At 69.4% G+C, this 23,547-nt stretch carries 18 protein-coding genes; 6 read left to right on the forward strand and 12 right to left on the reverse strand.

The genetic code is table 11. The features are described from left to right. Window positions 1-83 precede the first annotated feature (83 nt). Window positions 84-1,817, forward strand: a complete 1,734-nt coding sequence (locus CHC02_RS19150; RefSeq protein ID WP_089393030.1) for an IlvD/Edd family dehydratase — start codon at window positions 84-86, stop codon at window positions 1,815-1,817. Between the two features lie 91 nt (window positions 1,818-1,908). Further along, a complete protein-coding gene (locus CHC02_RS19155) occupies window positions 1,909-2,631 on the forward strand; it encodes a FadR/GntR family transcriptional regulator (protein ID WP_089393031.1) in 723 nt (240 codons plus the stop codon). A gap of 16 nt (window positions 2,632-2,647) precedes the next feature. Here CHC02_RS19155 and rfaD read toward each other — a convergent pair whose 3' ends face one another. Both rfaD and CHC02_RS19165 read right to left on the reverse strand, forming a co-directional pair. Next, a complete protein-coding gene (gene rfaD / locus CHC02_RS19160) occupies window positions 2,648-3,634 on the reverse strand; it encodes an ADP-glyceromanno-heptose 6-epimerase (protein WP_089393032.1) in 987 nt (328 codons plus the stop codon). A gap of 106 nt (window positions 3,635-3,740) precedes the next feature. Further along, window positions 3,741-4,025 (reverse strand): Rdx family protein, encoded by a 285-nt coding sequence (locus tag CHC02_RS19165; RefSeq protein ID WP_089393033.1) that lies wholly within the window; start codon window positions 4,023-4,025, stop codon window positions 3,741-3,743. 65 nt (window positions 4,026-4,090) lie between these two features. Between CHC02_RS19165 and CHC02_RS19170 the strand changes: the two genes are divergently transcribed. After that, window positions 4,091-6,277 carry a patatin-like phospholipase family protein gene (locus CHC02_RS19170; protein WP_089393034.1) on the forward strand — a complete coding sequence of 729 codons (2,187 nt, stop codon included), beginning with the start codon at window positions 4,091-4,093 and terminating at the stop codon, window positions 6,275-6,277. A 270-nt stretch (window positions 6,278-6,547) separates the two neighbouring features. Here the strand turns inward: CHC02_RS19170 and CHC02_RS19175 are convergent, their stop codons facing one another. The 6 genes from CHC02_RS19175 to recQ all read right to left on the reverse strand — a co-directional run bounded on the left by CHC02_RS19175 (window position 6,548) and on the right by recQ (window position 14,264). After that, window positions 6,548-8,635, reverse strand: coding sequence for a motility hub landmark protein FimV (locus tag CHC02_RS19175; RefSeq protein WP_089393035.1), 2,088 nt, complete (start codon window positions 8,633-8,635; stop codon window positions 6,548-6,550). A gap of 281 nt (window positions 8,636-8,916) precedes the next feature. Beyond that, a complete protein-coding gene (gene slyA, locus CHC02_RS19180; protein WP_089393036.1) occupies window positions 8,917-9,351 on the reverse strand; it encodes a transcriptional regulator SlyA in 435 nt (144 codons plus the stop codon). Between the two features lie 95 nt (window positions 9,352-9,446). After that, window positions 9,447-10,463: a DUF2804 domain-containing protein gene (locus tag CHC02_RS19185; protein ID WP_089393037.1), complete on the reverse strand. Its 1,017-nt coding sequence runs from the start codon at window positions 10,461-10,463 to the stop codon at window positions 9,447-9,449. 94 nt (window positions 10,464-10,557) lie between these two features. Continuing rightward, window positions 10,558-11,715 (reverse strand): GGDEF domain-containing protein, encoded by a 1,158-nt coding sequence (locus CHC02_RS19190; RefSeq protein ID WP_089393038.1) that lies wholly within the window; start codon window positions 11,713-11,715, stop codon window positions 10,558-10,560. Window positions 11,716-11,749: 34 nt separating this feature from the next. Then, the gene (locus CHC02_RS19195; RefSeq protein WP_089393039.1) at window positions 11,750-12,034 is read right to left on the reverse strand and encodes a hypothetical protein; all 285 of its coding nucleotides are present in this window, start codon (window positions 12,032-12,034) and stop codon (window positions 11,750-11,752) included. 85 nt (window positions 12,035-12,119) lie between these two features. Next, window positions 12,120-14,264 (reverse strand): DNA helicase RecQ, encoded by a 2,145-nt coding sequence (gene recQ / locus CHC02_RS19200; protein WP_089393040.1) that lies wholly within the window; start codon window positions 14,262-14,264, stop codon window positions 12,120-12,122. A gap of 874 nt (window positions 14,265-15,138) precedes the next feature. Between recQ and CHC02_RS19205 the strand changes: the two genes are divergently transcribed. Together CHC02_RS19205 and CHC02_RS19210 are read left to right on the forward strand one after the other, a co-directional pair. Continuing rightward, entirely contained in the window at window positions 15,139-15,726 is a 588-nt protein-coding gene (locus CHC02_RS19205; RefSeq protein ID WP_089393041.1) for a UPF0149 family protein, read from the forward strand. A 162-nt stretch (window positions 15,727-15,888) separates the two neighbouring features. Next, complete coding sequence (locus CHC02_RS19210) at window positions 15,889-16,287, forward strand: YbaN family protein (protein WP_089393042.1); 399 nt, start codon at window positions 15,889-15,891, stop codon at window positions 16,285-16,287. Window positions 16,288-16,290: 3 nt separating this feature from the next. Here CHC02_RS19210 and CHC02_RS19215 read toward each other — a convergent pair whose 3' ends face one another. From CHC02_RS19215 to CHC02_RS19230, 4 genes are read right to left on the reverse strand one after another with little or no spacing between them, the layout of a single operon-like run. Beyond that, entirely contained in the window at window positions 16,291-17,709 is a 1,419-nt protein-coding gene (locus tag CHC02_RS19215; protein ID WP_089393043.1) for a heavy metal sensor histidine kinase, read from the reverse strand. Then, entirely contained in the window at window positions 17,706-18,398 is a 693-nt protein-coding gene (locus CHC02_RS19220; RefSeq protein WP_089393044.1) for a heavy metal response regulator transcription factor, read from the reverse strand. Before CHC02_RS19220 ends, CHC02_RS19215 begins: the two co-directional genes overlap by 4 nt. Window positions 18,399-18,444: 46 nt before the next feature. After that, window positions 18,445-21,534 (reverse strand): multidrug efflux RND transporter permease subunit, encoded by a 3,090-nt coding sequence (locus tag CHC02_RS19225; protein ID WP_089393045.1) that lies wholly within the window; start codon window positions 21,532-21,534, stop codon window positions 18,445-18,447. After that, window positions 21,531-22,655: an efflux RND transporter periplasmic adaptor subunit gene (locus tag CHC02_RS19230; protein WP_089393046.1), complete on the reverse strand. Its 1,125-nt coding sequence runs from the start codon at window positions 22,653-22,655 to the stop codon at window positions 21,531-21,533. The genes CHC02_RS19225 and CHC02_RS19230 overlap by 4 nt, the downstream gene beginning before the upstream one ends. Before the next feature lie 190 nt (window positions 22,656-22,845). On the opposite strand from CHC02_RS19230, the gene lapG reads away from it, so the two are divergent. Next, entirely contained in the window at window positions 22,846-23,541 is a 696-nt protein-coding gene (lapG, locus tag CHC02_RS19235; RefSeq protein WP_089393047.1) for a cysteine protease LapG, read from the forward strand. Window positions 23,542-23,547 lie beyond the last annotated feature (6 nt).

Raw genomic sequence — 23,547 nt, forward strand, 5'->3', positions numbered from 1 at the left:
ACGACAACCCTTCACAAATCACGAATTAGCCAGTAGATTCCTCATAAACCTATCAATTAGTAATACAATAAGAGTACATATCAATGCCTGAGAAAAAGCCCTCCCTGCGCTCGGCCCAATGGTTCGGCAGCGCCGACAAGAACGGTTTCATGTACCGCAGCTGGATGAAGAACCAGGGCATCCCGGACCACGAGTTCCAAGGCAAACCGATCATTGGCATCTGCAACACCTGGTCGGAGCTGACGCCGTGCAACGCGCACTTCCGCAAGATCGCCGAGCATGTGAAGAAAGGCGTTCTGGAGGCCGGCGGCTTCCCCGTGGAATTCCCGGTGTTCTCCAACGGCGAGTCGAACCTGCGACCAACCGCCATGCTCACCCGCAACCTGGCGAGCATGGACGTGGAAGAAGCCATCCGCGGCAACCCAGTGGACGCCGTTGTGCTGCTCACCGGCTGCGACAAGACCACCCCCGCCCTGCTGATGGGCGCGGCCAGTTGCGACGTGCCGGCCATCGTGGTCACCGGCGGGCCGATGCTCAACGGCAAGCACAAGGGGCGCGACATCGGCGCCGGGACCATCGTCTGGCAGATGCACGAGGCCTACAAGGCCGGCCAGATCGACCTCAACGAGTTCCTTTCGGCCGAAGCCGGCATGTCGCGCTCGGCCGGCACCTGCAACACCATGGGCACGGCCTCCACCATGGCCTGCATGGCCGAGGCCCTGGGCACCTCGTTGCCGCACAACGCGGCGATCCCGGCGGTGGACTCGCGCCGCTACGTACTTGCCCACCTCTCTGGCATGCGTATCGTCGACATGGTTTTCGAGGACCTGCGACTATCGAAGATCCTCACCCGCGAGGCGTTCGAGAACGCCATCCGCGTCAATGCCGCCATCGGTGGCTCGACCAACGCGGTAATCCACCTCAAGGCCATCGCCGGACGCATCGGCGTCGACCTGCAGTTGGACGACTGGACCCGCGTCGGTCGCGGTACCCCGACGCTGGTCGACCTGCAGCCGTCCGGGCGCTTCCTGATGGAGGAGTTCTACTATGCCGGTGGCCTGCCGGCGGTGATCCGCCGCCTCGGCGAGCACGACCTGCTGCCCCACCCCAACGCACTGACTGCCAACGGCAAGGCGCTGTGGGACAACTGCCGCGAGGCACCGCTATATGACGAGGAAGTGATCCGCCCGATCGACCGTCCGCTGGTGTCCGACGGCGGCATCTGCGTGCTGCACGGCAACCTGGCGCCCAAGGGCGCGGTACTCAAGCCGTCGGCGGCAACCCCCGAACTGATGCGCCATCGCGGCCGCGCGGTGGTGTTCGAGAATTTCGAGGACTACAAGGCTCGGATCAACGATCCGGACCTGGAGGTGGACGCCAGCTCGGTGCTGGTGATGAAGCACTGCGGGCCCAAGGGCTACCCCGGCATGGCCGAGGTCGGCAACATGGGACTGCCGGCCAAGCTGCTGGCCCAGGGCGTGACCGACATGGTGCGCATCTCCGATGCGCGCATGAGCGGCACGGCCTACGGCACCGTGGTCCTCCACGTGGCACCGGAGGCCGCTGCCGGCGGGCCGCTGGCAGTGGTCCGCGAGGGCGACTGGATCGAGTTGGACTGCCACGAGGGGCGCCTGCACTTGGACATTCCCGAGGACGAGCTCGCCGCCCGCCTGGCCGACCTGCCGCCCCCGCAGGTGCTCATCGACGGTGGCTACGCGCGGCTCTATGTGGACCATGTGATGCAGGCCGACGAAGGCTGCGACTTCGACTTCCTGGTCGGCTGCCGGGGTTCCGCCGTTCCCCGCCATTCCCATTGAGGGGCCGGTGCCCGGCGTGGAGCCGGGCGCCGTCGCCGGCGGCGATGCTATGATGCGGCGCCCCTGCCCTCATGGATCACCGCCCCAGCCCATGGATTACCGCAAGCCAAAACCGCGCAAGAGCATGCACGCCACCCTGGTCCAGGACCTGGGCATGCAGATCGTCTCCGGCCAGCTCGAGCCCGGACAGAAGCTGCCCTCCGAGGCCAGCCTGTGCGAGGAGTACGCCGTCAGCCGGCCAGTCTTCCGGGAGGCCATGCGGGTGCTCACCGCCAAGGGGCTGGTCCATGCCCGCCCGCGGGCGGGCACGCTGGTGCGCCCACGCCGAGACTGGCACATGCTCGACCCGGACGTACTGCACTGGCTGATGCAGACCACCCCGCAGCAGGAGTTCTTCAACACCCTGTCCAGCGTGCGCTGGGTTATAGAACCGGCCGCCGCCGCCCTGGCCGCGACCAATGCCAGCGAGGTCGACCTGGCCGCCATCGAGGAGGCCTACCAGCGAATGGAACAGGCGGTGACCCACGAGGAGCGCCTGCAGCCGGACCTGGACTTCCACACGCGCATCGCCGACGCCACCCACAACGACCTGCTGGCCTACCTGTGCAACATGCTGTCGCTGGCCCTGCGCGAATCGGTGCGCTATTCCAACCAGCGTCCCAATTTCCACGAGCTGGCGCTGCCCCGGCACAAGGCGATCCTCACCGCCATCAAGAACCGCGATGCCCTGGGTGCACGGCATGCCTCGCTGGTACAGCTGGAAGATGCCCGGGTGGCGCTGAGCAAGGTACTCGGCCAGGACCCGCCGGCCTGAATGGTCCTCAGGCGGCCTACTCCAGCAACCATCGGCAATAGCGCCCCACGCCCTCCTCCACCCCCAGCATCGGCGCCCGGTAGCCGGCCTCGCGCAGGAAGGCGATGTCGGCGCAGGTGTAGCACTGGTACTTGCCGCGCAGGCCGTCGGGGAAGTCGATGTATTCCAATAGCCCCTGGGCGATGGCCTGCTGCAGGCTGAGCGGCGGCAGGTCCTGCTGCGCGCGCAGGCTGTTGATCACCGCCAGGGCCACGTCGTTGAACGGCTGCGCGCGGCCGCTGCCGAGGTTGAAGATGCCGCTGCGGCCGGGGTTGTCGAGGAAGTGCAGGTTGACCCGGGCCACGTCCTCCACCGAGACGAAGTCGCGCAGGTGACCGCCGGCCGGGTAGCCGCCGTATTCGCCGAACAGTTGCACCTTGCCGCTGGCGCGAAACTGCTCGAAGCAGTGGAAGGCCACCGAGGCCATGCGCCCCTTGTGCTGCTCGCGCGGGCCATAGACGTTGAAGTAGCGCAGCCCGACGACCTGGCTGCGCGCCTGCGGCAGGGCGCGGCGCACGCGCTGGTCGAAGAGGAACTTGGAATAGCCGTAGGCGTTCAGCGGCCGCTCGTACTCGCGCAGCTCGCGGAAGTCGCGCCCGCCGCCGTAGACCGCCGCCGAGGAGGCGTAGAGGAAGGGCACGCCCAGCTTCAGGCTGGCCTCCAGCAGGTCGCAGCTGTAGCGGTAGTTGTTGTCCATCAGGTAGCGCCCGTCGCCCTCCAGGGTGCTGGAGCAGGCGCCCTGGTGGAGCAGCGCGCGGACCACGCCGAAGCCGCCGCGAGCGTAGCGTCCGACGAAGTCGCGCTTGTCCAGGTAGTCGGCGATGTCGCAGTCGGCGAGGTTGCGGAATTTGTCGCCTTCGGTCAGGTCGTCGACCGCGATGATGTCGGACTCGCCACGCCGGTTCAGCGCCTTGACGAGGTTGCTGCCGATGAAGCCGGCGGCGCCGGTGACGATGATGCTCATGTGGGCACACTCCCCGGTGGAGAATGAAGTGCCCACAGGCTATTCCCGGCAGGGCCGGCGGCCGTTGATGCAAGGCAATGAATGTTAGCTTGCTAACGAAATGCCATCAGGGCCGGTCGTTGTGCCCCAGGTCGCGCTGCGGGTCGATGCGGTCGCGCACCCGCCGCTTGAGCACCTTGGCCTCGGGGAAGCCGCCATCGGCCTTGCGCTCCCAGATCTGCTCGCCGTCGCAGGTGATGCGGAACACCCCGCCGGTGCCGGGCTCCAGGCTCACCCGGGCGAGGTCGTCGGCGAAGGTGCTTAGCAGTTCCTGGGCCAGCCAGGCGGCGCGCAGCAGCCACTGGCACTGGGTGCAATAGGTGATGACGATTTCCGCTCTGGGCTGGCTCATGGCGTCCGGGCTCCTGCTCTGGGATGCCTATAATAGCCGCCTGGAAGCCCCATCGGACCCGCCCAATGCGCCGCCTGCTGTTCGCCCTCCTGCTGCTCCTGCCACTGTCCACCCTCGCCGCCGGGCACCCGCCGAAGATCGGCCTGGTGCTGTCCGGCGGCGCCGCCCGCGGCCTGGCTCACATCGGCGTGCTCAAGGCCCTGGACGAACAGGGCATCCACATCGACGCCATCGCCGGCACCAGCATGGGCGCGGTGGTCGGCGGGCTCTACGCCGCCGGCTACACGCCCAGGGAACTGGAGCGCATCGCCCTCGGCCTGGACTGGCAGCAGGCGCTGTCCGACTCGCCGCCGCGGGTGGACGTACCCTTCCGGCGCAAGCAGGACGACCGCGACTTCCTGGTCAAGCAGAAGCTCAGCTTCCGCGACGACGGCTCCCTCGGCCTGCCCCTGGGCGCCATCCAGGGGCAGAACCTGACCATGCTCCTGGAAAGCCTGCTGGTGCACACCAGCGGCACCCGCGACTTCGACAGACTGGCCATCCCCTTCCGCGCCGTGGCCACCGACATCTCCACCGGCGAGAAGGTGGTGTTCGACCACGGCCACCTGCCCCAGGCGATCCGCGCCAGCATGTCGATCCCGGCGGTGTTCGCCCCGGTGGAGTACGACGGCAAGCTGCTGGTGGACGGCGGCATGGTCGACAACATCCCGGTGGACGTGGCGCGCAGGATGGGCGTCGACCTGGTCATCGTGGTCGACATCGGCAACCCGCTGCTCGAGCGCAAGCAGCTGACCACCGTGGTCGACATGCTCAACCAGTCGGTCACCCTGATGACGCGCAAGAACTCCGAGGCGCAGCTGGCCACCCTGAAGCCCGACGACGTGCTCATCCAGCCGCCGCTCAGCGGCTACAGCTCCACCGACTTCGGCCGCGTGCCGCAGCTGATCGACGCCGGCTACCGCGCCACCAGCATCCTCGCCACGCGCCTGGCGGCCCTGCGCAAGCCCCGCGACCAGGAGGCGGTGGCCCTGGCCGAGGCGCGCACGTCCGACGAGCGCACGCCGGTGATCGGCAGCATCCGCGTGGAGAACGACTCCAAGGTCGGCGACGAGGTGATCCGCCACTACATCCGCCAGCCGCTGGGCCAGCCGCTGGACCTGGAACGCCTGCAGAGCGACATGAGCACCCTCTACGGCCTGGACTACTTCGACCAGGTGCAGTACCGGGTGGTCCGCGAGAAGGACGGCAACGCCCTGGTCATCCACGCCCTGGGCAAGCGCAGCGGCACCGACTACCTGCGCCTGGGCCTGAACCTGTCGGACGACCTGCGCGGCGACAGCACCTTCAACGTCGGCGCCAGCTACCGCGTCAACGGCATCAACCGCCTCGGCGCCGAATGGCTGACGCGCCTGCAGATCGGCGACCAGCAGGAGCTCTACAGCGAGTTCTACCAGCCGCTGGACGCCGGCTCGCGCTACTTCGTGGCGCCCTACGTGTTCAACGAGGCGCGCAACGTCGAGGCCACCGACAACGACGACCCCATCGCCGAATACCGCCTGGAGCGTTACGGCTACGGCCTCAACCTCGGCCGGCAGATCGCCAACAACGGCGAGATCCGCCTGGGCGTGGCCCAGGCCTTCGGCAAGGCCGACGTGCGCGTGGGCCAGCAGGACCTGCCGGACTTCCATTTCAACGAAGGCTACGCGGAGCTGAAGTACTCCTTCGACACCATGGACAACGTCGACTTCCCCCGCGAGGGCGAGGACATCCAGGCCAGCTACCGCGAGCACACGCCGTCGCTGGGCGACGACGACCGCTACCGCCAGTGGCAGCTGCGCCTGGACAAGGCCCTGAGCAGCGGGCCGAACACCTGGGTGCTGGGCGGCGGCTACGGCCGCACCCTGGACGACGCCGACGTGGTGGTGTCGAGCTTCCTGCTCGGCGGCGCGCGCGAACTCTCCGGCTTCCGCCAGGACGCCCTGGCCGGGCAGAACTACAGCCTCGGCCGGGTGATCTACTACCGGCGCATGACCGAGCGCTCCTTCCTGCCCCTGGACTTCCCCTTCTACCTCGGCGGCAGCCTGGAGCGCGGCCGGGTGTGGAACAACGACAACAGCTACGACACCGGCTACATCAACGCCATGAGCATCATGCTGGGCTTCGAGACGCCGCTGGGGCCGCTGTCGTTCAGCTACGGCCTGAACGACGCCGACGAGCATGCGGTGTACCTGAACCTGGGGCGCAACTTCTGACGGCATCCGCCGTTGTCCTCGGGCACCGGTGTCCGGGCCGGCGGCGGATAACCGCGGACGGTTATTCGCCCTACGCACCGATGTTTCTCTGGAAAACGCTCTTGTAGGAGCGAGCTTGCTCGCGAACCCTCCCCCACAAGCGGGAGAGGGGACCGTCCGGCGCGAGGCGAAACCATGAAGCTCCCGGGCTCCCAGTAGGCAGGGCACGCTCCGGATTGCCGGCATGAAAAAGCCCGGCACAAGGCCGGGCTCCAGGTGACTCAGGCTGCTTCAGGCAATCCGCGCCAGCAGCTCGCGGGCCTCTTCCTGCTCCTGCTTGTCGCCTTCCTGCAGCACCTGCTCGAGGATCCGGTAGGCCTCGTCGAGGTCGCCGCGGTCGATGCAGGCGCGGGCCCGGTCGAGGCTGGCCAGCAGCTTGTCCTGCTCGCCGCCGGAACGGCTCGGCAGGCCGAAGGCGCCGGCCTGCTCGTCGTCCAGGTCGAACTCGGTGACCTCCGGCAGCTCGCTCAGGTTGCTGCGGAAATCCTTCAGGAGGTCCTCGGTGTCGTCCTTGCCGCCCTTGGCGGAAGAGCCCTTGGGCGAATCGAAGGCGTCCAGGCTGTTCCAGTCCAGGTCCAGGGACAGTTCGCCGAGGTTCAGATCGGCGGTGTCGCCCAGCGGTGGCTGTGCCGGCGCGGGGTGCTCGCCGACGTCGCCCAGCTCCAGGCCTTCCCACTCGCCGAGGCCGTCGCTGATGGCCTGCTCGTCGTCACGCTCGAGCATGGCGGGGTAGCGGGCCTTGAGCTGGTCGATCTGCTTCTGGTCGCCGCCCATCGCCTGCAGCGCCCTCTCCTGCTCGCGGAAGCCGGCCAGGTCGCCGAGCTCGGCGAGCACCAGCAGCAGCTTCAGGCGCAGGTCGCGGCGCTGCGGTTCGGCGGCGACGGATTTGCTCAACATGTCGCGGGCCTGGCCGAATCGGCCGTAGGCGATGTAGATGTTCGCCCCCTCCAGGCTGTCGCTGCTGGCGGCCGGCAAGCGGGCCAGGGAGGCTTCGTTGGCGCTGGCCAGCGGCGCGACGGCGGAAGCCACCACCGGCCTGGCCGGCTCTACCGGGCGGGCCGGCGCCAGCGGCGGCAGGCTGGCGGCCTCGGCTTGCAGCTGCGGCGGCTCGTCGTCGGGCTTGCGCCGCCGGCTGTAGACCAGGCCCAGCGCCAGCACCAGGGCTGCCAGGGCGGCCCAGGGCCAGTAGCGGGCCAGGGCGGAACCTTCCTCCTCCACTGCGGCTGGCGCCTGGGGCGCCGGCTTGGCGGCTTCGACCGCCGGCGCCGCGGCAGTGGGGGCTGGGGCGGGCACTGCCGCTGGAGCGGCGGGGGCGGCCTCCGCGGTCGGGGCACTGGCGGGGGCAGCCGCTTGTTCGGCCTGGCGCTGCGCCAGTTCGGCCTGCAGCGCCTGCACCTGCTGGTCGCGGCTTTCCAGGGCTTTCTGCAAGGTGTCGAGTTGCTGCTGCAGGGTGTCCATGCGCTGGTTCAGGCGCTCGCGCTCGGCGGTCAGGCCCGCCAGTTGGTCCTGCGCCTGGCTCACGGCCGCCTCGCTCGGCGCCGGCGCGGCGGGCGTGGCGCGGGTCGGTGCACCGGTGGCAACGGTATTCGTGGCAACCGCCGGCGCGGCCTGGCCGGCGGGCAGCACCAGTGGGTAACCGAGGCGCAGGCGGTGCGGGTTGCCGCCGATGAACGCCTGCGGGTTCAGTTGCTGCAGCTGGGCCATCAGCGCCTGGCGGGCGGCGCCCTTGGCGCCCAGGCGCCCGGAGATGCTCCACAGGGTGTCGCCCGCGGCGGTGGTGTAGCGCCCCTCGCCCGCGGCGATGGGCGCGCTCGGCGCGGGTGCAGGGCGCGGCGCCGCGCTGCGCTTGGCCGGGCGGCTGGCCGCCGGCCCGCTGTCGGCATTGCGCGCGGGGGTGCCCTGGGCATAGGTGCCGCCGGCGTAGCCCGGCGGGTCGATCAGCAGCGTGTACTCGCGCAGCAGGCGGCCGTTGGGGCGCTCCAGCTCGAGGAGGAAGTTCAGGTAGGGCTCGTGGATCGGCTGGGTGGACACCACGCGGATGTAGCCGCGGCCGTTGCGGATCACCGGGGTGAAACGCAGGCTCTGCAGGAAGGTGGTGCGGTCCACGCCCATGCGCTCGAAGGTCGCCACGTCGGCCAGGCGGGCGATGAGTTCGTCGCTGCCCAGGTCACCGGGCTGCAGCAGCTCGATCTCCGCATCCAGCGGCTGGTTCAGCGCCGAGTGCAAGGTGATGTCCCCGAGCCCCAACGCGTGGGCCTGGGAAGTCATGAGAGCCGTGAGAACGGCCATTGCCAGCGGCATGCGAGTGAGTCGAGCCATAGGTCCCATCCCAGTTGTGTCCAGGTCTGCAGGCCATCCGTGACCCAGCGGTGCAGTCGGTCATGCTGTCCATGCAATATAGACGCCCATCCGGAGCGCGGGGTTGCCGGATGACGCTATGGCGGCCCGTTGCCATCACGATTAGATACAGGCCGGCCCTAGGTCAAGACAATTCGTCGGAAAGCTGGCGAAATGCCTGAATGCACCCCTGAATGAATGACGGCCCCCGCAGGAGCCGTCAGAAGTTTGGCAATTCTACTCGAAAAAGTGTGAAGAATCGCTCAGTTCTTTTCCAGGTTGGAGAGGATGCGGGAGAGGAGTTTCTGACAGATTGCAATGTCCGCCTCGTCGATGCCGGCCAGGACGTCGTTGCGCACGCTGGCGGCGATGCTCTCGATGTCGGCGATCAGCACGTCGGCCTTGGGCGTCAGGCAGATGCGCTTGGCGCGGCGGTCCTCGGCCACCGCCTGGCGGCGCACCAGGCCCTGGGCCTCGAGGCCGTCGAGCAGACGCGCCAGGGTCGGGCCCTCGACGCCGACCGATTGCGCGAGTTCGCGCTGGGTGGGGATGCCGGAATTGCGCGCCAGGTGCAGGAGCACCAGCCAGCGGGCCTGGGAAAGCCCCAGGTGGCTGAGGCGGCGGTCGAGTTCGGCGCGCCATGCACGCGAGGCCTGGGCCAGTTGGGTGCCGAAGTAGTGCTTGTCTTTTTCTGTCATTGTGCTGCAGCAGTTTTCAGGCTAATTGATTTGGCTAATTATTAGTCGGCTAATCAAGGCCGTACAATGACATTTTGTCGCAGGGCTTTGCCGGTTCACCATTTGGCGTACTGGTCCTCGACGAAACCCCAGAGGTCGTCGATGACCACCGGCGCGCGCCCATGGGGGCGCAGCTCGCCGCGGAAGCGCCCGAAGATCTGCTTGAAGTTGCTCGCCAGCAGGCCCAGGTTCAGGCGCTCGCGGTGCAGGCCACGGGCTTCGAAGGCAAGGTCCACCTGGCCGTCGAAGGAGCGGATGCGCCAAGGGCCCAGTTCCTGGTCGCGGTCGAAGGCGAAGCGCACGCTGTCGACCTTGCACAGTTCGCCGTCGAGCCAGAAGCAGTTCTCGGTGAAACTGGTCTCGTTGACCCCGCACGACAGGTTCAGCCCCACCCGCCGGCCCTGCGCCTCGCCGGACAGGCAGGCCCAGTTCCAGAAGGTCTCGCGGCGCATGTAGCCGGCCGACCAGTCGTGGTGGGCGAAGGCATCGATGGCGCCCAGGTCGAAGTCGCCCAGCGCGCTGCGCACCTGGCCCTCGCAGCGCACCCCGGCGACCTTGCGCGCGTACACCCAGCCGTTCACCGCCGTGGGCGTGCACAGGCTCATGGGCTGGAAGGCCGGTTGCTGCTCGTTGAACGAGGCATCGATGCGCGTGCCGTCGTCCAGCTCCACCAGCAGGCGCTTGCGCAGCGGCCCGGCGGCGTTCTCCAGGCGCAGCCGGTTGCGCCCCTGGCGCAGCTCGCAGGCGCCGTCGTCCGGGCGTTGCGAGAAGCGCGTGCCGATGCCCAGCGGGCACTTGAAGCGGCGTTCGAGCATGCGCCCGCTGCGCGGCTCGTAGAGGTAGACGAAGCCGATGGCCACCAGGCTCAGCTCGGCCAGGGCGCAACCGCCGATCAGCTGCGGGCTGATCAGGCCGAAGTACTGGAACTGGTGGAAGTTGCGCCACTTGCTCAGCGCCCCCAGCTTGCGCCCCATGGGCGAGCGGTAGTCGAAGTCGCGGTGGTTGATGGCCTGCGGGGTCTCGGCGAACACCCCGTAGTGGGGCTGGCCGTTGGCCTGGATCAGTCGGTCCATGGAAAAACGCTCGGCTGCGGGGTCGGCGGCATCCTAGCACCGGCGTGCCAGGGCACGCAGTCACCGGCGGCGCCAGGGCGAGGGACCGAATGGGTCAGGCCACCACCTGGTTGCGGCCGAACGCCTTGGCTTCGTAGAGGGCACGGTCAGCATGGGCGTAGATCGCCTGCAGGGCCGAGGGCGCGCCGGGCTGCAGGCAGGAAACGCCGATGGACAGCGTCACCTCCGCCGCCGTGCTCGAATCCTCGTGGCTGATGCCCAGGCCCTGCACCGCCTGGCGCAGCACCTCGGCGCGCTGCCGGGCCTCGTCCAGGTCGGCGCCGTAGAGCAGCACGGCGAACTCCTCGCCGCCCAGGCGCACGGCCATGTCCAGCGGCCGCCGCGCGCTGGCCGCCAGCGCCGCGCCTATGCTGCGCAGCACCTCGTCGCCGGCCTGGTGGCCGTAGCGGTCGTTGTAGGCCTTGAAGTGGTCGACGTCGCAGAGCAGCAGCGACAGCGGCGTGCCATCGCGCTGGGCCTGGCGCCACAGGCGCTCCAGCTGGCGGTCGAAGCTGCGCCTGTTGTGCAGGCCGGTCAGGGCGTCGTGGTCGGCCATCTGGCGCATCAGCCGGCTGATCAGGAAGTGCTCGCGGGACTTGTATTCCAGCAGGTAGCAGCCCACCGCGCCGACCAGGTTGCCCAGCAGCAGGAACACCAGGTTGTTCAGCAGCTTGGCCGGCGCCAGGCCGGCGTACAGCTCGCAGCCCAGGTAGGCCAGGAGGATCAGCGAGGCCGAGCCCAGCGCCTCGGAAAAACGCAGGCCGACCAGGAAGTAGGCAGCCATGCTCACCAGCAGCAGGCCCTCGTAGGGGTAGCCCGGGTCGACGCGGTGGGCGATGCCCACCACCACGGCGGCGCCGATGCCCACGGCGAGTATGCAGGCGATGCTCAACGGCACCATCAGGCGCACGAAGCGGCGCTGCAGGATCAGCCCGCCGCAGATCACCAGCAGCACCAGCACCGCGCCGCGCACGGCGAGCAGGTCCCAATGCTGCGGGGCGGGGATCAGCAACAGGTCGATGGCCGCCAGCGCCAGCCAGGCCAGCACGGCGAAGCCCAGGGCGCTGCACTTGAGGGCGAAGTTGTCTTCCAGCAGGTAGGCGCGGTACTCGCCCTCCAGCGGCGCGTCGAAGCGCAGGCGGCGGAAACCGCGGGCGAGCTGTTCGGCGTAGGGGTTGGCGCGCACGTCGTCGAGCCAGGCATGGTGGGGCACGTTCACCTCTTCTGGTGGAGGTCTTGGCCACACCTTAGCCGTTAGCGACGCGCGTCACAAGTTTGTCGCTTTCCTGCGCCATTTCCTTGTCAGCCATCAGAGGGCCATCATCGCTTCCGCGAGCGGCGAGCCGGAGGGGCGGCGCGCTCGCCTGCGGCCTTCTTTCCGCCGTCAGCAGCAACAGCAGGATTTCGCACAGGGCGACGAAGCCCAGCCCGCGCAGCAGCGCAGCCGGCCCTGCGCGCCCTTCCGGAAGCTCCAGGGCGAGCAACCCGCACAAGCCGGCGAGCACCACGGGTACGGCAACCAGACGCCACATGGCAGCGACTCCTCCCATCCTTAGTACGTCCAGCTTGCAAGCCGCCGCCGTATGGGGAAATGGGACGAATCCGAAAGCTCTTCTCTCAGGCTTCCAGTTCGGCCTGCAGCGCGGCGCGCACGCAATGCAGCACGCCCTGCGGCACGCGGCCCTCGAAGCGCTCGGCCAGGGCCGACACCGGCGGCAGCTCGCCGTCCTCGTCGAGGAAGGCGTCCTGCACCTCGGCCAGCAGCTCCTCGGGCAGGTCCAGGGCCTGCTCCAGGCTCAGTTGCTGCGCGGCGATGGCCTCGGCCAGCAGGTTGTAGACGTTCTTCTCGGTGCAGTCGAGCTGGCGGGCGATCTGCGCCGGGGTCATGCCGGCACGGGCCAGGCTGACCAGTTCGTGGCTGAGGTCGACCACCGGCGCCGGCGTGGCGGGCGCCGCCTCGGATTCGGTGAGCACGTCGAGGAAGGCCCGGCCGTAGCGCTCCAGCTTGCGCGCGCCGACGCCGCTGACCTGGGCCATGGCGGTGAGCGTGGTCGGCTGGCTGCGCAGCATTTCCAGCAGGGTGGCGTCGGGGAAGATGACGTAGGGCGGCACCGAATGCTCCTGCGCCAGCTTGCGCCGCAGGGTGCGCAGGGCCTCCCACATCTCGCGCTCTTCCTGGCGCACCAACTGGCTGGCCGGGCTGGCGCCGCCGGAGGACGAGGACTTGCTGCGCTGCGGCTTGGGATCGCGGCGCAGGGCCAGCGTCTCCTCGCCACGCAGCAGCGGGCGGCAGGCTTCGGTCAGGCGCAAGCCGTTGAAGCCGTCGACATCCACATCGGCGAAGCCACGGGCGACCAACTGGCGGAACAGCGTGCGCCATTCCTCCTCACCGCGCGCCTTGCCGATGCCGAACACCGCAAGGTGCTGGTGCCCGACGCTGCGTACCTTCTCGGTCTCCTTGCCCATGAGGATGTCCACCAGGTGGCCGACGCCATAGCGCTGGCCGCTGCGGTAGATCGCCGACAGCGCCTGGCGCGCCGGCTCGGTGGCGTCCCAGGTTTCCACCCCATCGACGCAGATGTCGCAATGCCCACAAGGGTTGGGCATCACCTCGTCGAAGTAGGCCAGCAGCGCCTGGCGCCGGCAGCGGGTCTCCTCGCACAGCGCCAGCATGGCTTCGAGCTTGTGCCGCTCCACTCGCTTGTGGCGCTCGTCGCCCTCGGAGTTCTGCATCATCTGCCGCAGCAGCAGCACGTCCTGCAGGCCGTAGGCCATCCAGGCGTCCGCCGGCAGGCCGTCACGGCCGGCGCGGCCGGTTTCCTGGTAGTAGGCCTCCAGGCTCTTGGGCAGGTCCAGGTGGGCGACGAAGCGCACGTTGGGCTTGTCGATGCCCATGCCGAAGGCGATGGTCGCCACCATGATCAGCCCTTCCTCGTTGAGGAAGCGCTTCTGGTTGAAGGCGCGCAGCTCGTTGGACAGCCCGGCGTGGTACGGCAGCGCCGGGAAGCCCTGGTTGGAGAGGAACTCGGCGACCTCCTCGACCTTCTTGCGCGACAGGCAGTAGACGATGCCGGCGTCGCCGCGGCGCTCGGCGAGGAAGCCCAGCAGTTGCTTGCGCGGCTGCTCCTTGGGCACGATGCGGTAGAAGATGTTCGGCCGGTCGAAGCTGGAGAGGAACTGCTCGGCGTTCTGCAGGTGCAGGCGCTGGATCATCTCCTCGCGGGTGCGCATGTCCGCGGTGGCGGTCAGGGCGATGCGCGGCACGTGCGGGAACAGCTCGGCGAGCTGGCCCAGCTGCAGGTATTCGGGGCGGAAGTCGTGGCCCCACTGCGACACGCAGTGCGCCTCGTCGATGGCGAACAGGCCGACGTTCAGGCGCTGCAGGAAGTCCAGCATGCGCGGCTGCACCAGGCGTTCCGGGGCCAGGTAGAGCAGCTTGATCTCGCCACGCTGCAGGCGCGCGGCGATGTCCCGCTGCGCCTCGGGGCTGAGCGAGGAGTTCAGCGCGGCGACCGGCACGCCCAGCTCGTCGAGGGTGGCGACCTGGTCTTCCATCAGGGCGATCAGCGGCGAGACCACCACGGTCAGCCCCTCGCGCAGCAGCGCCGGGACCTGGAAGCACAGCGACTTGCCGCCGCCGGTGGGCATCAGCACCAGGGCGTCGCCGCCGCTGGCCACGCGTTCGATGATGCGCGCCTGGTTGCCACGGAAGGCGTCGTAGCCGAATACGTCTTTGAGGATGCGCTGGGCCTGGTCGAGCATGGGGGACTCCGTTTCGAGCCGGGCATTATACGCAAGCGGGGCGATGGGGGTGGGTCAGCCGTCGCAACGGACGAGAATGACGGATGCGAAGGGGGCATGATCGCGGACGGGGTCCGCTCCTGCGGGAAGACGGTATGCCGTGCCTGCCAGCAACCTGTAGGAGCGGGCCCTGCCCGCGATTTCGCGCGCAGGGCGCGCTCCTACAATGGGAATGGCGCGGGTGGGGCGGCGCAGGAGCGGACTCTGTCCGCGATTCGGCGGATAACGCCGTAGGCGTTATGCGCCCTACGAACTATCGCGAACGACCCAGGGTTCGCGAGCAAGCTCGCTCCTACGAAAAGCAAAAGCGCTTTTGCTCTGGCGTTTGGACTTCCAGAGAAATATCCGAGCGCACTGGAACGCCCCTTCAGAAGGCCGAGCGAAACCGGCGCTCAGGAGGTCATGCGACATGGATGTCGCTAGAGCCCCGATCAGCACAGGGACGTGCTGTCGGGGCGGGCCTCCGTGGCGGGGGAATTCGCGAGGGTAGCCCGGCTTCATCGGGCCCGTATGCGGGGCAAGCCTTTTTGGTTCCTTTTTGCGGGGGTGGCCTTCCACCGTTTGACAAAAGGGACTCGCCCGAGGGGGCGAAACAAGAGGCATCAGCGCACTCGGAGCGGCGCGTTACACCAAGCCCAACCCCGAAGAAGTCTCTGGGTTCCCGCGTTCGCGGGAATGACGGGGGTGGGGATAGGAGCACAGGACCAAGGTTCGCGAGCAAGCTCGCTCCTACGAAAAGCAGAACCCCACGCCAGCCACCAAGCCCCCTGCGACTGGCCCGCGGGCCGCGGAAAGACTACAATTCAGGCCCGCATCCCCGCCGAGGTAGTAACCGATGTCCTTCGCCGACCAACTGGCCCGCCTGCAAGCCTTTCTCGATGCCGATGACCTGCACGAGGAAGCCTTGGACTATGTCGCGGCCCACGGCTACCTGACCGCCTTGGCGATCTGCCCCGACCAGGTGCCCGACCGCGAGTGGATCGACGCGCTCTTCGCCGAGCCGCCGCACTACCGCAGCGACGCCGAGCGCGAGGAAATCGAGGGCTCCCTGCTGCTGCTCAAGGCGCACATCACCCGCCAGCTGGCCAGCGATGAAGAACTGGAGCTGCCCTGTGAGCCCTATCTGGGCGATGAGCCGGACGATTCCGATATCCGCGGCTGGTGCATCGGCTTCATGGAAGGCGTGTTCCTGCGCGAGGCCGTGTGGTTCGAGCAGGCCGAGGAAGAGGTCAGCGAGCTGCTGCTGCCGATCATGGTCGGTTCCGGGCTGTTCGACGAGCAGCCGGAGTTCGACGAGATCGCCCGCGACCGCCACCTGGTGGACGACATGGTCGCGCAGATCCCGGAACTGCTGACCAACCTGTTCCTGCTCTGCCAGGCCCCGGAAGAAAAGCCGGCGCTGCTGAAGCCCCGCCAACACTGAGAAATTGTCCAGGCGCTGCTGCGCGTCGGCGATACTGCGTTAAAAACAGCCGCGGGGTGCTCATTTACGCGGTGTAAACTCCGCTCCCACGGCTGTTTTTGCCTTGCCTCGCTCTAGCTCGCGAGCGCCTGAATCAATTTCAACCCAGCTCCATTGGAAAAGATGCAACGGAGAGTCCGCCATAGCCGCCACGCCTGGGTGCGCTACCTGCTGCTGGCCGTCGGCTGGCTCAGCGTGGCGCTGGGCGTGGCGGGGATCTTCCTGCCGCTGCTGCCCACCACGCCCTTCCTGCTGCTCGCCGCGGCCTGCTTCATGCGCAGCTCGCAGCGCTTCTACGACTGGCTGGTGAGCCACCCCAGGCTGGGCCCCTGGATCAGCGACTACCTCGAAGGCAACGGCATCCCGCTCAAGGGCAAGCTCTACACGGTGGGGCTGATGTGGATCAGCATCGGCTTCTCCTGCTACCTGGTCCCGCACCTCTGGGCCCGGGTGTTCATGCTCGCCAGCGCGGTGCTGGTCAGCCTGTACATCCTGCTGAAGGTGAAGACCCGCCGCATCTGAGGTTCAGGCCGGCAGCGGCTCGCCTCCGCCCTCCCCGTCCGGCCCTTCTGGCGCCGGCACGGCGGCCACGCTGAAGCCGAAGGTGTTCACCCCCGCCTCGCTGCGCACGAAGACGCTGCCGCCGTGCATGCTCGCCACCGCCTTGACGATGGACAGGCCCAGGCCGTGGCTGCTCTGGCTGTTGGCCCGCGCCGCGTCGACGCGGTAGAAGCGCTCGAACAGCCGGGCGCGCTCCTCGTCGCCGATCGGCGTGCCGGGGTTGCTCACCTCCACCCACGCGGCGCCGCCCTCGCCGCTCAGGCGCACCTCGATGCGCCCGCCCGGCGCGGTGTGCTGGGCGGCGTTGTACAGCAGGTTGGTCACAGCGCGCTGGAACAGGGCGCGCTCGACACTGGCGCGGGCCTCGCCGTGCAGCGCCACGCTGACGCCCTGCTCGTCGAAGATCACTTCGAGGAAGTCCAGGGTATTGCCCACTTCGGCGCGCAGCGAGGTCTCCACCCGCTCGGCGGCCAGGCTGCCCTGGTCGACGCGGGCGAGGAACAGCATGTCGTTGACGATGGCGCGCAGGCGCTCCAGCTCTTCCAGGTTGGACTGCAGCACCTCTTCGTAGTCCCCGGCGCTGCGCTCGCGGGACAGCGCCACCTGGCTCTGGCCGATCAGGTTGGCCAGGGGCGTGCGCAGTTCGTGGGCCACGTCGGCGTTGAACGATTCCAGGCGCAGGTAGGCCTGCTGCAGACGGTCCAGCGCCTCGTTGAAGGCCTGGGCCAGGGCCGACAGCTCGGCCGGCAGGCGCTCCGGGCGCAGGCGCTGGGACAGCTGCTTCGGGCTGATCTGCCGCGCCTCGTCGCTCAGCCGGTGCAGCGGCCGCAGGCCGACGCGGGCGATCCAGTGGCCGCACAGCGAGGCCAGGGCGATGCCCAGCGCCGACAGGCCGAACAGCGCCACCAGGGTGGCCTGGCGGGCGTGCTGGAAGGCCACGCTGTCGATGGCGGTGAGCAGCACCAGCGCCGGGCGCTCGCCGCTGGCCGGCAGGCGGCCGACGCGGGTGGACAGCGGCGAGCCGTGCTCCGGCAACTCCAGCTCGCCGTAGCCGCTGCCGGCGGCCAGCAGGCGGCGCACCGGCTCGCTGGCCTGGCCATAGCGCAGGTTCGCGTCGTCGCTGTCGATCCAGAAGCGGATCAGCTCGTACTCCTGGCTCAGGGTGTTCAGCTTGCCCTGCAGGTGCGGCCAGCGCTGCACCAGGTCGGGCTTGTCGAGCATGCGCGCGACCATGTTGAAGCGGGTGTCCAGCTCCGAGCGCTGCAGGCGCTCGATCTGCCGGTCGAGCACCCAGTACAGCGCCGAGCCGATGAGCAGGAACGCGCCCAGCGCGGCAACGGCGAACATGCCGGCCAGGCGGGCGGACAGCGACAGGCCCTTCATCCGCCACCCTCCTGGCCGGCGCGGCTCTCCAGCACGTAGCCCATGCCGCGGATGGTGTGCAGCAGCTTGCTCTCGAAGGGCCCGTCGAGCTTGGCGCGCAGGCGCTTGATGGCGACCTCGACGACGTTGGTGTCGGTGTCGAAGTTGATGTCCCAGACCAGCTCGGCGATGGCGGTCTTGGAAAGGATTTCGCCGCTGCGCTGGGCCAGCACGCAGAGCAGCGCGTATTCCTTGGCGGTCAGCTCCAGACGCGTGGCGCCGCGGAACACGCGGCGGCTGACCAGGTCGATGGACAGGTCGGCGATGCGCATCTGGGTGGCGCTCTCCAGGTGCGCGCCACGGCGCGTCAGGGCCTGCAGGCGGGCCACCAGTTCGAGGAAGGAGAATGGCTTGATCAGGTAGTCGTCGGCGCCCTCGCGCAGGCCGCGCACGCGGTCCTCCACGCGCTCGCGGGCGGTGAGCATGATCACCGGCGTCTGCCGCCGCTCGCGCAGGGCGCGCAGCACGCCGTAGCCGTCGATGCCGGGAAGCATCACGTCCAGCACTATCACGTCGTACTCGCCGTTGAGCGCCAGGTGCCTGCCGTCGATGCCGTCGGCCGCCACGTCCACGGTGAAGCCCTGCTCGCTGAGGCCGCGCTGCAGGTAGTCCGCGGTCTTGCTCTCGTCTTCGACTATCAGTACGCGCATGCCCGGCCTCCGTTCGCTGCGTGCGGCCATGCTACCCAGGCGCGCCTCACGCCGCACCTCCCAGCGCCAGCGGGGCCGGCTGGCGGTGGAACAGGCGGTCCAGCGCCAGGTACACCACCGGGGTGCTGAACAGGGTCAGCGCCTGGCTCACCAGCAGCCCGCCGACCACCGCCACGCCCAGCGGCTGGCGCAGCTCCGAGCCGGTGCCGAAGCCGATCATCAGCGGGATGGCGCCCAGCAGCGCGGCCAGGGTGGTCATCATGATCGGGCGGAAGCGCGCCAGGCACGCCTCGCGGATCGCCTCGGCAGGCGACAGGCCGCGCTGGCGCTGGGCGGCCAGGGCGAAGTCGACCATCAGGATGCCGTTCTTCTTGACGATGCCGATCAGCAGCACCAGGCCGATCAGCGCCATCACCGAGAACTCCAGGCCCCAGCCCCAGAGCAGGAAGACCGCGCCTATGCCCGCCGAGGGCAGCGTGGAAAGGATGGTCAAGGGGTGCACGAAGCTCTCGTAGAGCACGCCGAGGATCACGTACACGGCGAAGAGCGCGGCCAGGATCAGCAGCGGCTGGCTCGCCAGGGAGCTCTGGAAGGCCCGCGCCGCGCCCTGGAAGTCGCCGCCGATGCTGGCCGGCATGCCGATCTCCTGCTGCGCGCGCTGCACCAGGCGCACCGCTTCGCCCAGGGCCGTGCCCGGGGCCAGGTTGAAGGACAGGGTGGCCGCCGGGAACATGCCGTTGTGGTTGATCTGCAGCGGCCCGGAACGCGACGGCGCGACCCGCGCCACCTCGGCCAGCGGGACCATCTCGCCGGTCAGCGGCGAGCGCAGGTGGAACCAGGCCAGGCTCTCGGCGCGGCCGCGCTGGCGGGCGTCCAGTTCGAGGATCACCTTGTACTGGTTGACCTCGGTCTGGATTTCGCCGACCTGGCGCTGGCCGAAGGCGTCGTACAGCGTCTGGCTGATGTCCTCGGCGCTCAGGCCGAAGCGCGCCGCGGCCACCCGGTCGATCTCCAGGGCGGTGACGCTGGCGCCCACCTGCAGGTCGTTGGACACGTCGGCCAGCCCCGGCTCCTGCTTCAGCCGCTCGGTCAGGCGCTGCGCCCACAACGCAAGCTCGGCGCTGTCGTTGCTGCGCAGGGCGTACTGGTACTGGGTGCGCACCGGGCCGGTGGCCAGGTTGATGTCCTGGGCCGAGCGCAGGTACAGGACGATGCCGGGCACCCGGGCCAGCTTCGGGCGCAGGCGGTCGATGAATTGCTCCACCGAGACGTCGCGCTCGCCGCGGTCCTTGAGCACGATCCAGAAGCGCCCGTTGGCCAGGCTCTGGCTGCCGCCGGTGATGCCGATGGCGTGGTTGTAGCTCTGCACCGCCGGGTCGGCGGCGACGATCCCGGCCAGTTGGCGGTGCTTCTCGGCCATGTCGGCGTAGGAAATGTCCTCGGCGGCCTGGGTGGTGCCGAACACGAAGGCGGTGTCCTGCAGCGGGAAGAAGCCCTTGGGGATGCCCACGTAGCCGGCCACCGCCACCACGATGCACAGGCCGAAGCTCGCCAGCACCGTGCGCTGGTGCCGCAGCGACCAGTCCAGGCCGCGGGCGTAGCGGGCCAGCAGCCACCCGGAAAGGCCGCCGTGGCCACTGTGCTTCGGCGCGCCCATGAAGCGCGAGGCGAGCATCGGCGCCACCGTCAGCGAGGCCAGCACCGACAGCAGGATGGCCGCGGTGACGCTGACGGCGAACTCGCGGAACAGCCGGCCGACGATGCCGCCCATGAACAGCAGCGGGATGAACGCGGCGATCAGCGAGAAGCTGATGGAGACGACCGTGAAGCCGATCTCCGCGGCGCCATCCAGGGCCGCCTGCACGCGGTCCTTGCCCTGTTCCAGGTGGCGATGGATGTTCTCCACCACCACGATGGCGTCGTCGACGATGAAGCCCACGGCGATGATCAGCGCCACCAGGGTCAGGTTGTTCAGGGTGAAGCCCAGCAGGTACATGGCGGCGAAGCTGGCGCTCAGCGACACCGCCAGCACCGTGGCGACGATCAGCGTCGCCGACAGCTGGCGCAGGAACAGGCCCATCACCAGCACCACCAGGCCCATGGTCAGCAGCAGGGTCAGCTCCACCTCGTGCAGCGAGGCGCGGATGGTCCGCGTGCGGTCGTTGAGCACCTCCACCTCGATGCCGGCCGGGAGCATCTCGCGCAGGCGCGGCAGGGCCGCCTGGATGGCGTCCGCGGTCTCGACGATGTTCGCCCCCGGCTGGCGCAGCACCACCAGGGCCACGCCGGGGCGGCCCTCGGGCCAAGCCTGCACGTAGTCGTCCTCCGGCGCCCTGACCACCTGCGCCAGGTCGCGCAGGAACACCGGCGCGCCGGCGCGGTAGGCCACCACCAGGTCGTCGTACTCGGCGGGGCTGAACAACTGGTCGTTGGCCGCCAGGGTGGACACCCGGCCGTCGCCGAAGAGCGCGCCCTTGGCCTGGTTGACGCTCGCCGACTGCAGCGCCTGGCGCAGGTCGGCGAGGGTCAGGCGGTAGGCGGCGAGCTTCTCCGGCTGGGCCTGGATGCGGATGGCCGGGCGCTGCTGGCCGACCACGAAGATCTGCCCGACCCCGGCGACCTGGCTGAGCTGGCGCGCCAGCAGCACCTCGGCGTAGTCGCTCAGCTCGATCAGCGGCAGCAGCTCGGAATTGACCCGCAGGATCATGATCGGGCTGTCCGCCGGATTGACCTTGCGCCAGGTGGGCAGGTTCGGCAGGTCCGCCGGCAGGCGCCCGGAGGCGGCGTTGATGGCGGCCTGGACCTCCTGGGCGGCGACGTCGATGTCCTTCTCCAGCTCGAACTGCAGGGTCAGGGTGGTGGAGCCCAGGGCGCTACTGGAGGTCATCTCGGCGATGCCGGGGATGGCGCTGAACTGCACCTCCAGCGGCGTGGCCACGGCCGAGGCCATGGTCTGCGGGCTGCCGCCGGGCAATTGGGCGTTGACCTGGATGGTCGGGAAATCCACCTGCGGCAGCGGCGCCACGCCCAGGCGCAGGAAGGCCAGCAGGCCGAGCAGCAGCGAGGCGATGGTCAGCAGGCAGGTGGCGATGGGGTGGCGCACGCACCAGCCGGACATGCCGGCGCGCACGCTCATGGCCGACTCCGGCGCAGGGCCAGGGCCGGCGCTTCGCCCAGCACCTCGACGCGGGCGCCGGGCGCCAGCCGCGAGTGGCCGTCGAGCACCACCGCCTCGCCGGCCTCCAGGCCTTCCACCAGGCTGCGCCCGTCCACTTCCTGCAGCACCCGCACCGGCGCCACCTCGGCCTTGCCGTCCACCACCCGGTAGACGAAGGCGCCTTCCAGGCCGCGGCGCACGGCGCGGCTGTCCAGCAGCAGGCCGCCGCGCAGCACGCCGGTGCGCAGGTCCACGGCGACGAACTGGCCGGGCCAGAGCTTGCCCTCGGGGTTGTCGAACACCGCGCGCACGCGGATGGTGCCGGTGCTGCTGGCCACCTGGTTGTCGATGCTGCGCAGGCGGCCCTCGCCGAGCAACTGGCCGCCATCGCGGCTGTAGGCGCTGACCGGGGTGTCGCCGCCGAGCAGCGGCTGCAGCCGCGGCAGGCTTTCCTGGGGCAGCGCGAAGACCACCGAGATGGGCGCGATCTGCGTCACGCTGAACAGGCTGCTGTCTTCGTTGGTGCGCAGCAGGTTGCCGACGTCGACGTTGCGGATGCCCACGCGGCCGGACACCGGCGAGGTGATGCGGGTGTAGGACAGGCGCACGCGCTCGGCGTCGATGGTCGCCTGGTTGGCCCGCAGGGTGGCGCGCAGCTGGGCGGCCTGGGCCTCCTGCTGCTCGAGGATCTGCCGGGAGATGGAGCCGCGCTCGATCAGCGTGCGGTAGCGCTGCAGGTCCTGCTCGACGATGCGCAGTTGCGCCTGGTTGCTCTGCCGGGTGGCCTCGGCCTGCTCCAGGGCGGCGGCGATGGCGCGGTCGTCGATGGTCGCCAGCAGCTGGCCGCGCTCGACCAGTTGGCCCTCCTCCACCAGCAGGGCGGTCAGCTGGCCCTCGACCTGGGGCCGCAGCAGCACGCTGTGCAGCGAGGTGACGGTGCCGACACCGGCGAGGTTCTGCGCCAGGTCCTCGCGCACCACCCGCACCAGGGTCACCGGCACCCCGGGCGCCGCGGCGGCCGCCCGCGGCTCGCCCTGGCGCGCGCCGAGGCCCCAGGCCAGGGCGCCCGCCAGCACCACGCCGAGCAGCCCAGCCGCCATCCCTATCCGCCTGCCTTGCGCCTGCATGCCGCCCTCCTCGTCGACGCGGCCCGGCGGACCGCATCCTGCGTTTATAGGCCAGGCCGCGGGACCCCACCCTGACCCGAAGATGACAATGCTGACAGTTTCGCGCCATCGACAGCCGCCAGCCAGCGCCTAGACTTCACTCATCCCTCCTGGAGCCCCGGCGATGCGGCCACTGCAAGGAGCCCTCCGGCTGTTCGTCCGCCCGTCCGGGGCCGGCCTGGCGCTGCTCCTCGTCCTGGCCCTGGGCCTCCAGGCGCAATGGGACTTCGACGCCATCCTGCGCAAGGCCGAGCAGCACTGGGGCGACCTGGGCCCGGCGCGCCAGCGCATCCGCGACTGGGGCGAGCTGCTGCAGCGCAGCCAGGGCCTGGACGAGGCCGGCAAGCTCAAGGCCGCCAACGATTTCTTCAACGCCAGCCTGGCCTTCCGCGACGACCGCGGCGTGTGGGGCCAGGAAGACTACTGGGCGACGCCCGTCGAGGCGCTGTACAAGGGCGCCGGCGACTGCGAGGACTACGCCATCGCCAAGTACGTCACCCTGCGCCAGCTCGGCATCCCCGGCGAGCGGCTGCGCATCACCTACGTCAAGGCCCTGCGCCTGAACCAGGCGCACATGGTGCTGACCTGGTACGCCAGAGCCGACGCCGAGCCGCTGGTGCTCGACAACCTCATCCCGCAGATCCGCCCCGCCTCGCAGCGCCAGGACCTGCTCCCGGTCTACGCCTTCAACGCCGAGGGACTGTGGTTGCCCGGCCCCGGCGGCGGCAAGCGCACCGGCAGCAGCAAGCAGCTGTCGCGCTGGCAGGACCTGTTGACCAAGATGCGCGGCGAGGGGCTGGTCCTCGACGAGACGCGCTAGGAGGCA

Source organism: Pseudomonas delhiensis (assembly GCF_900187975.1).
Taxonomy (GTDB): Bacteria; Pseudomonadota; Gammaproteobacteria; order Pseudomonadales; family Pseudomonadaceae; genus Pseudomonas; species Pseudomonas delhiensis.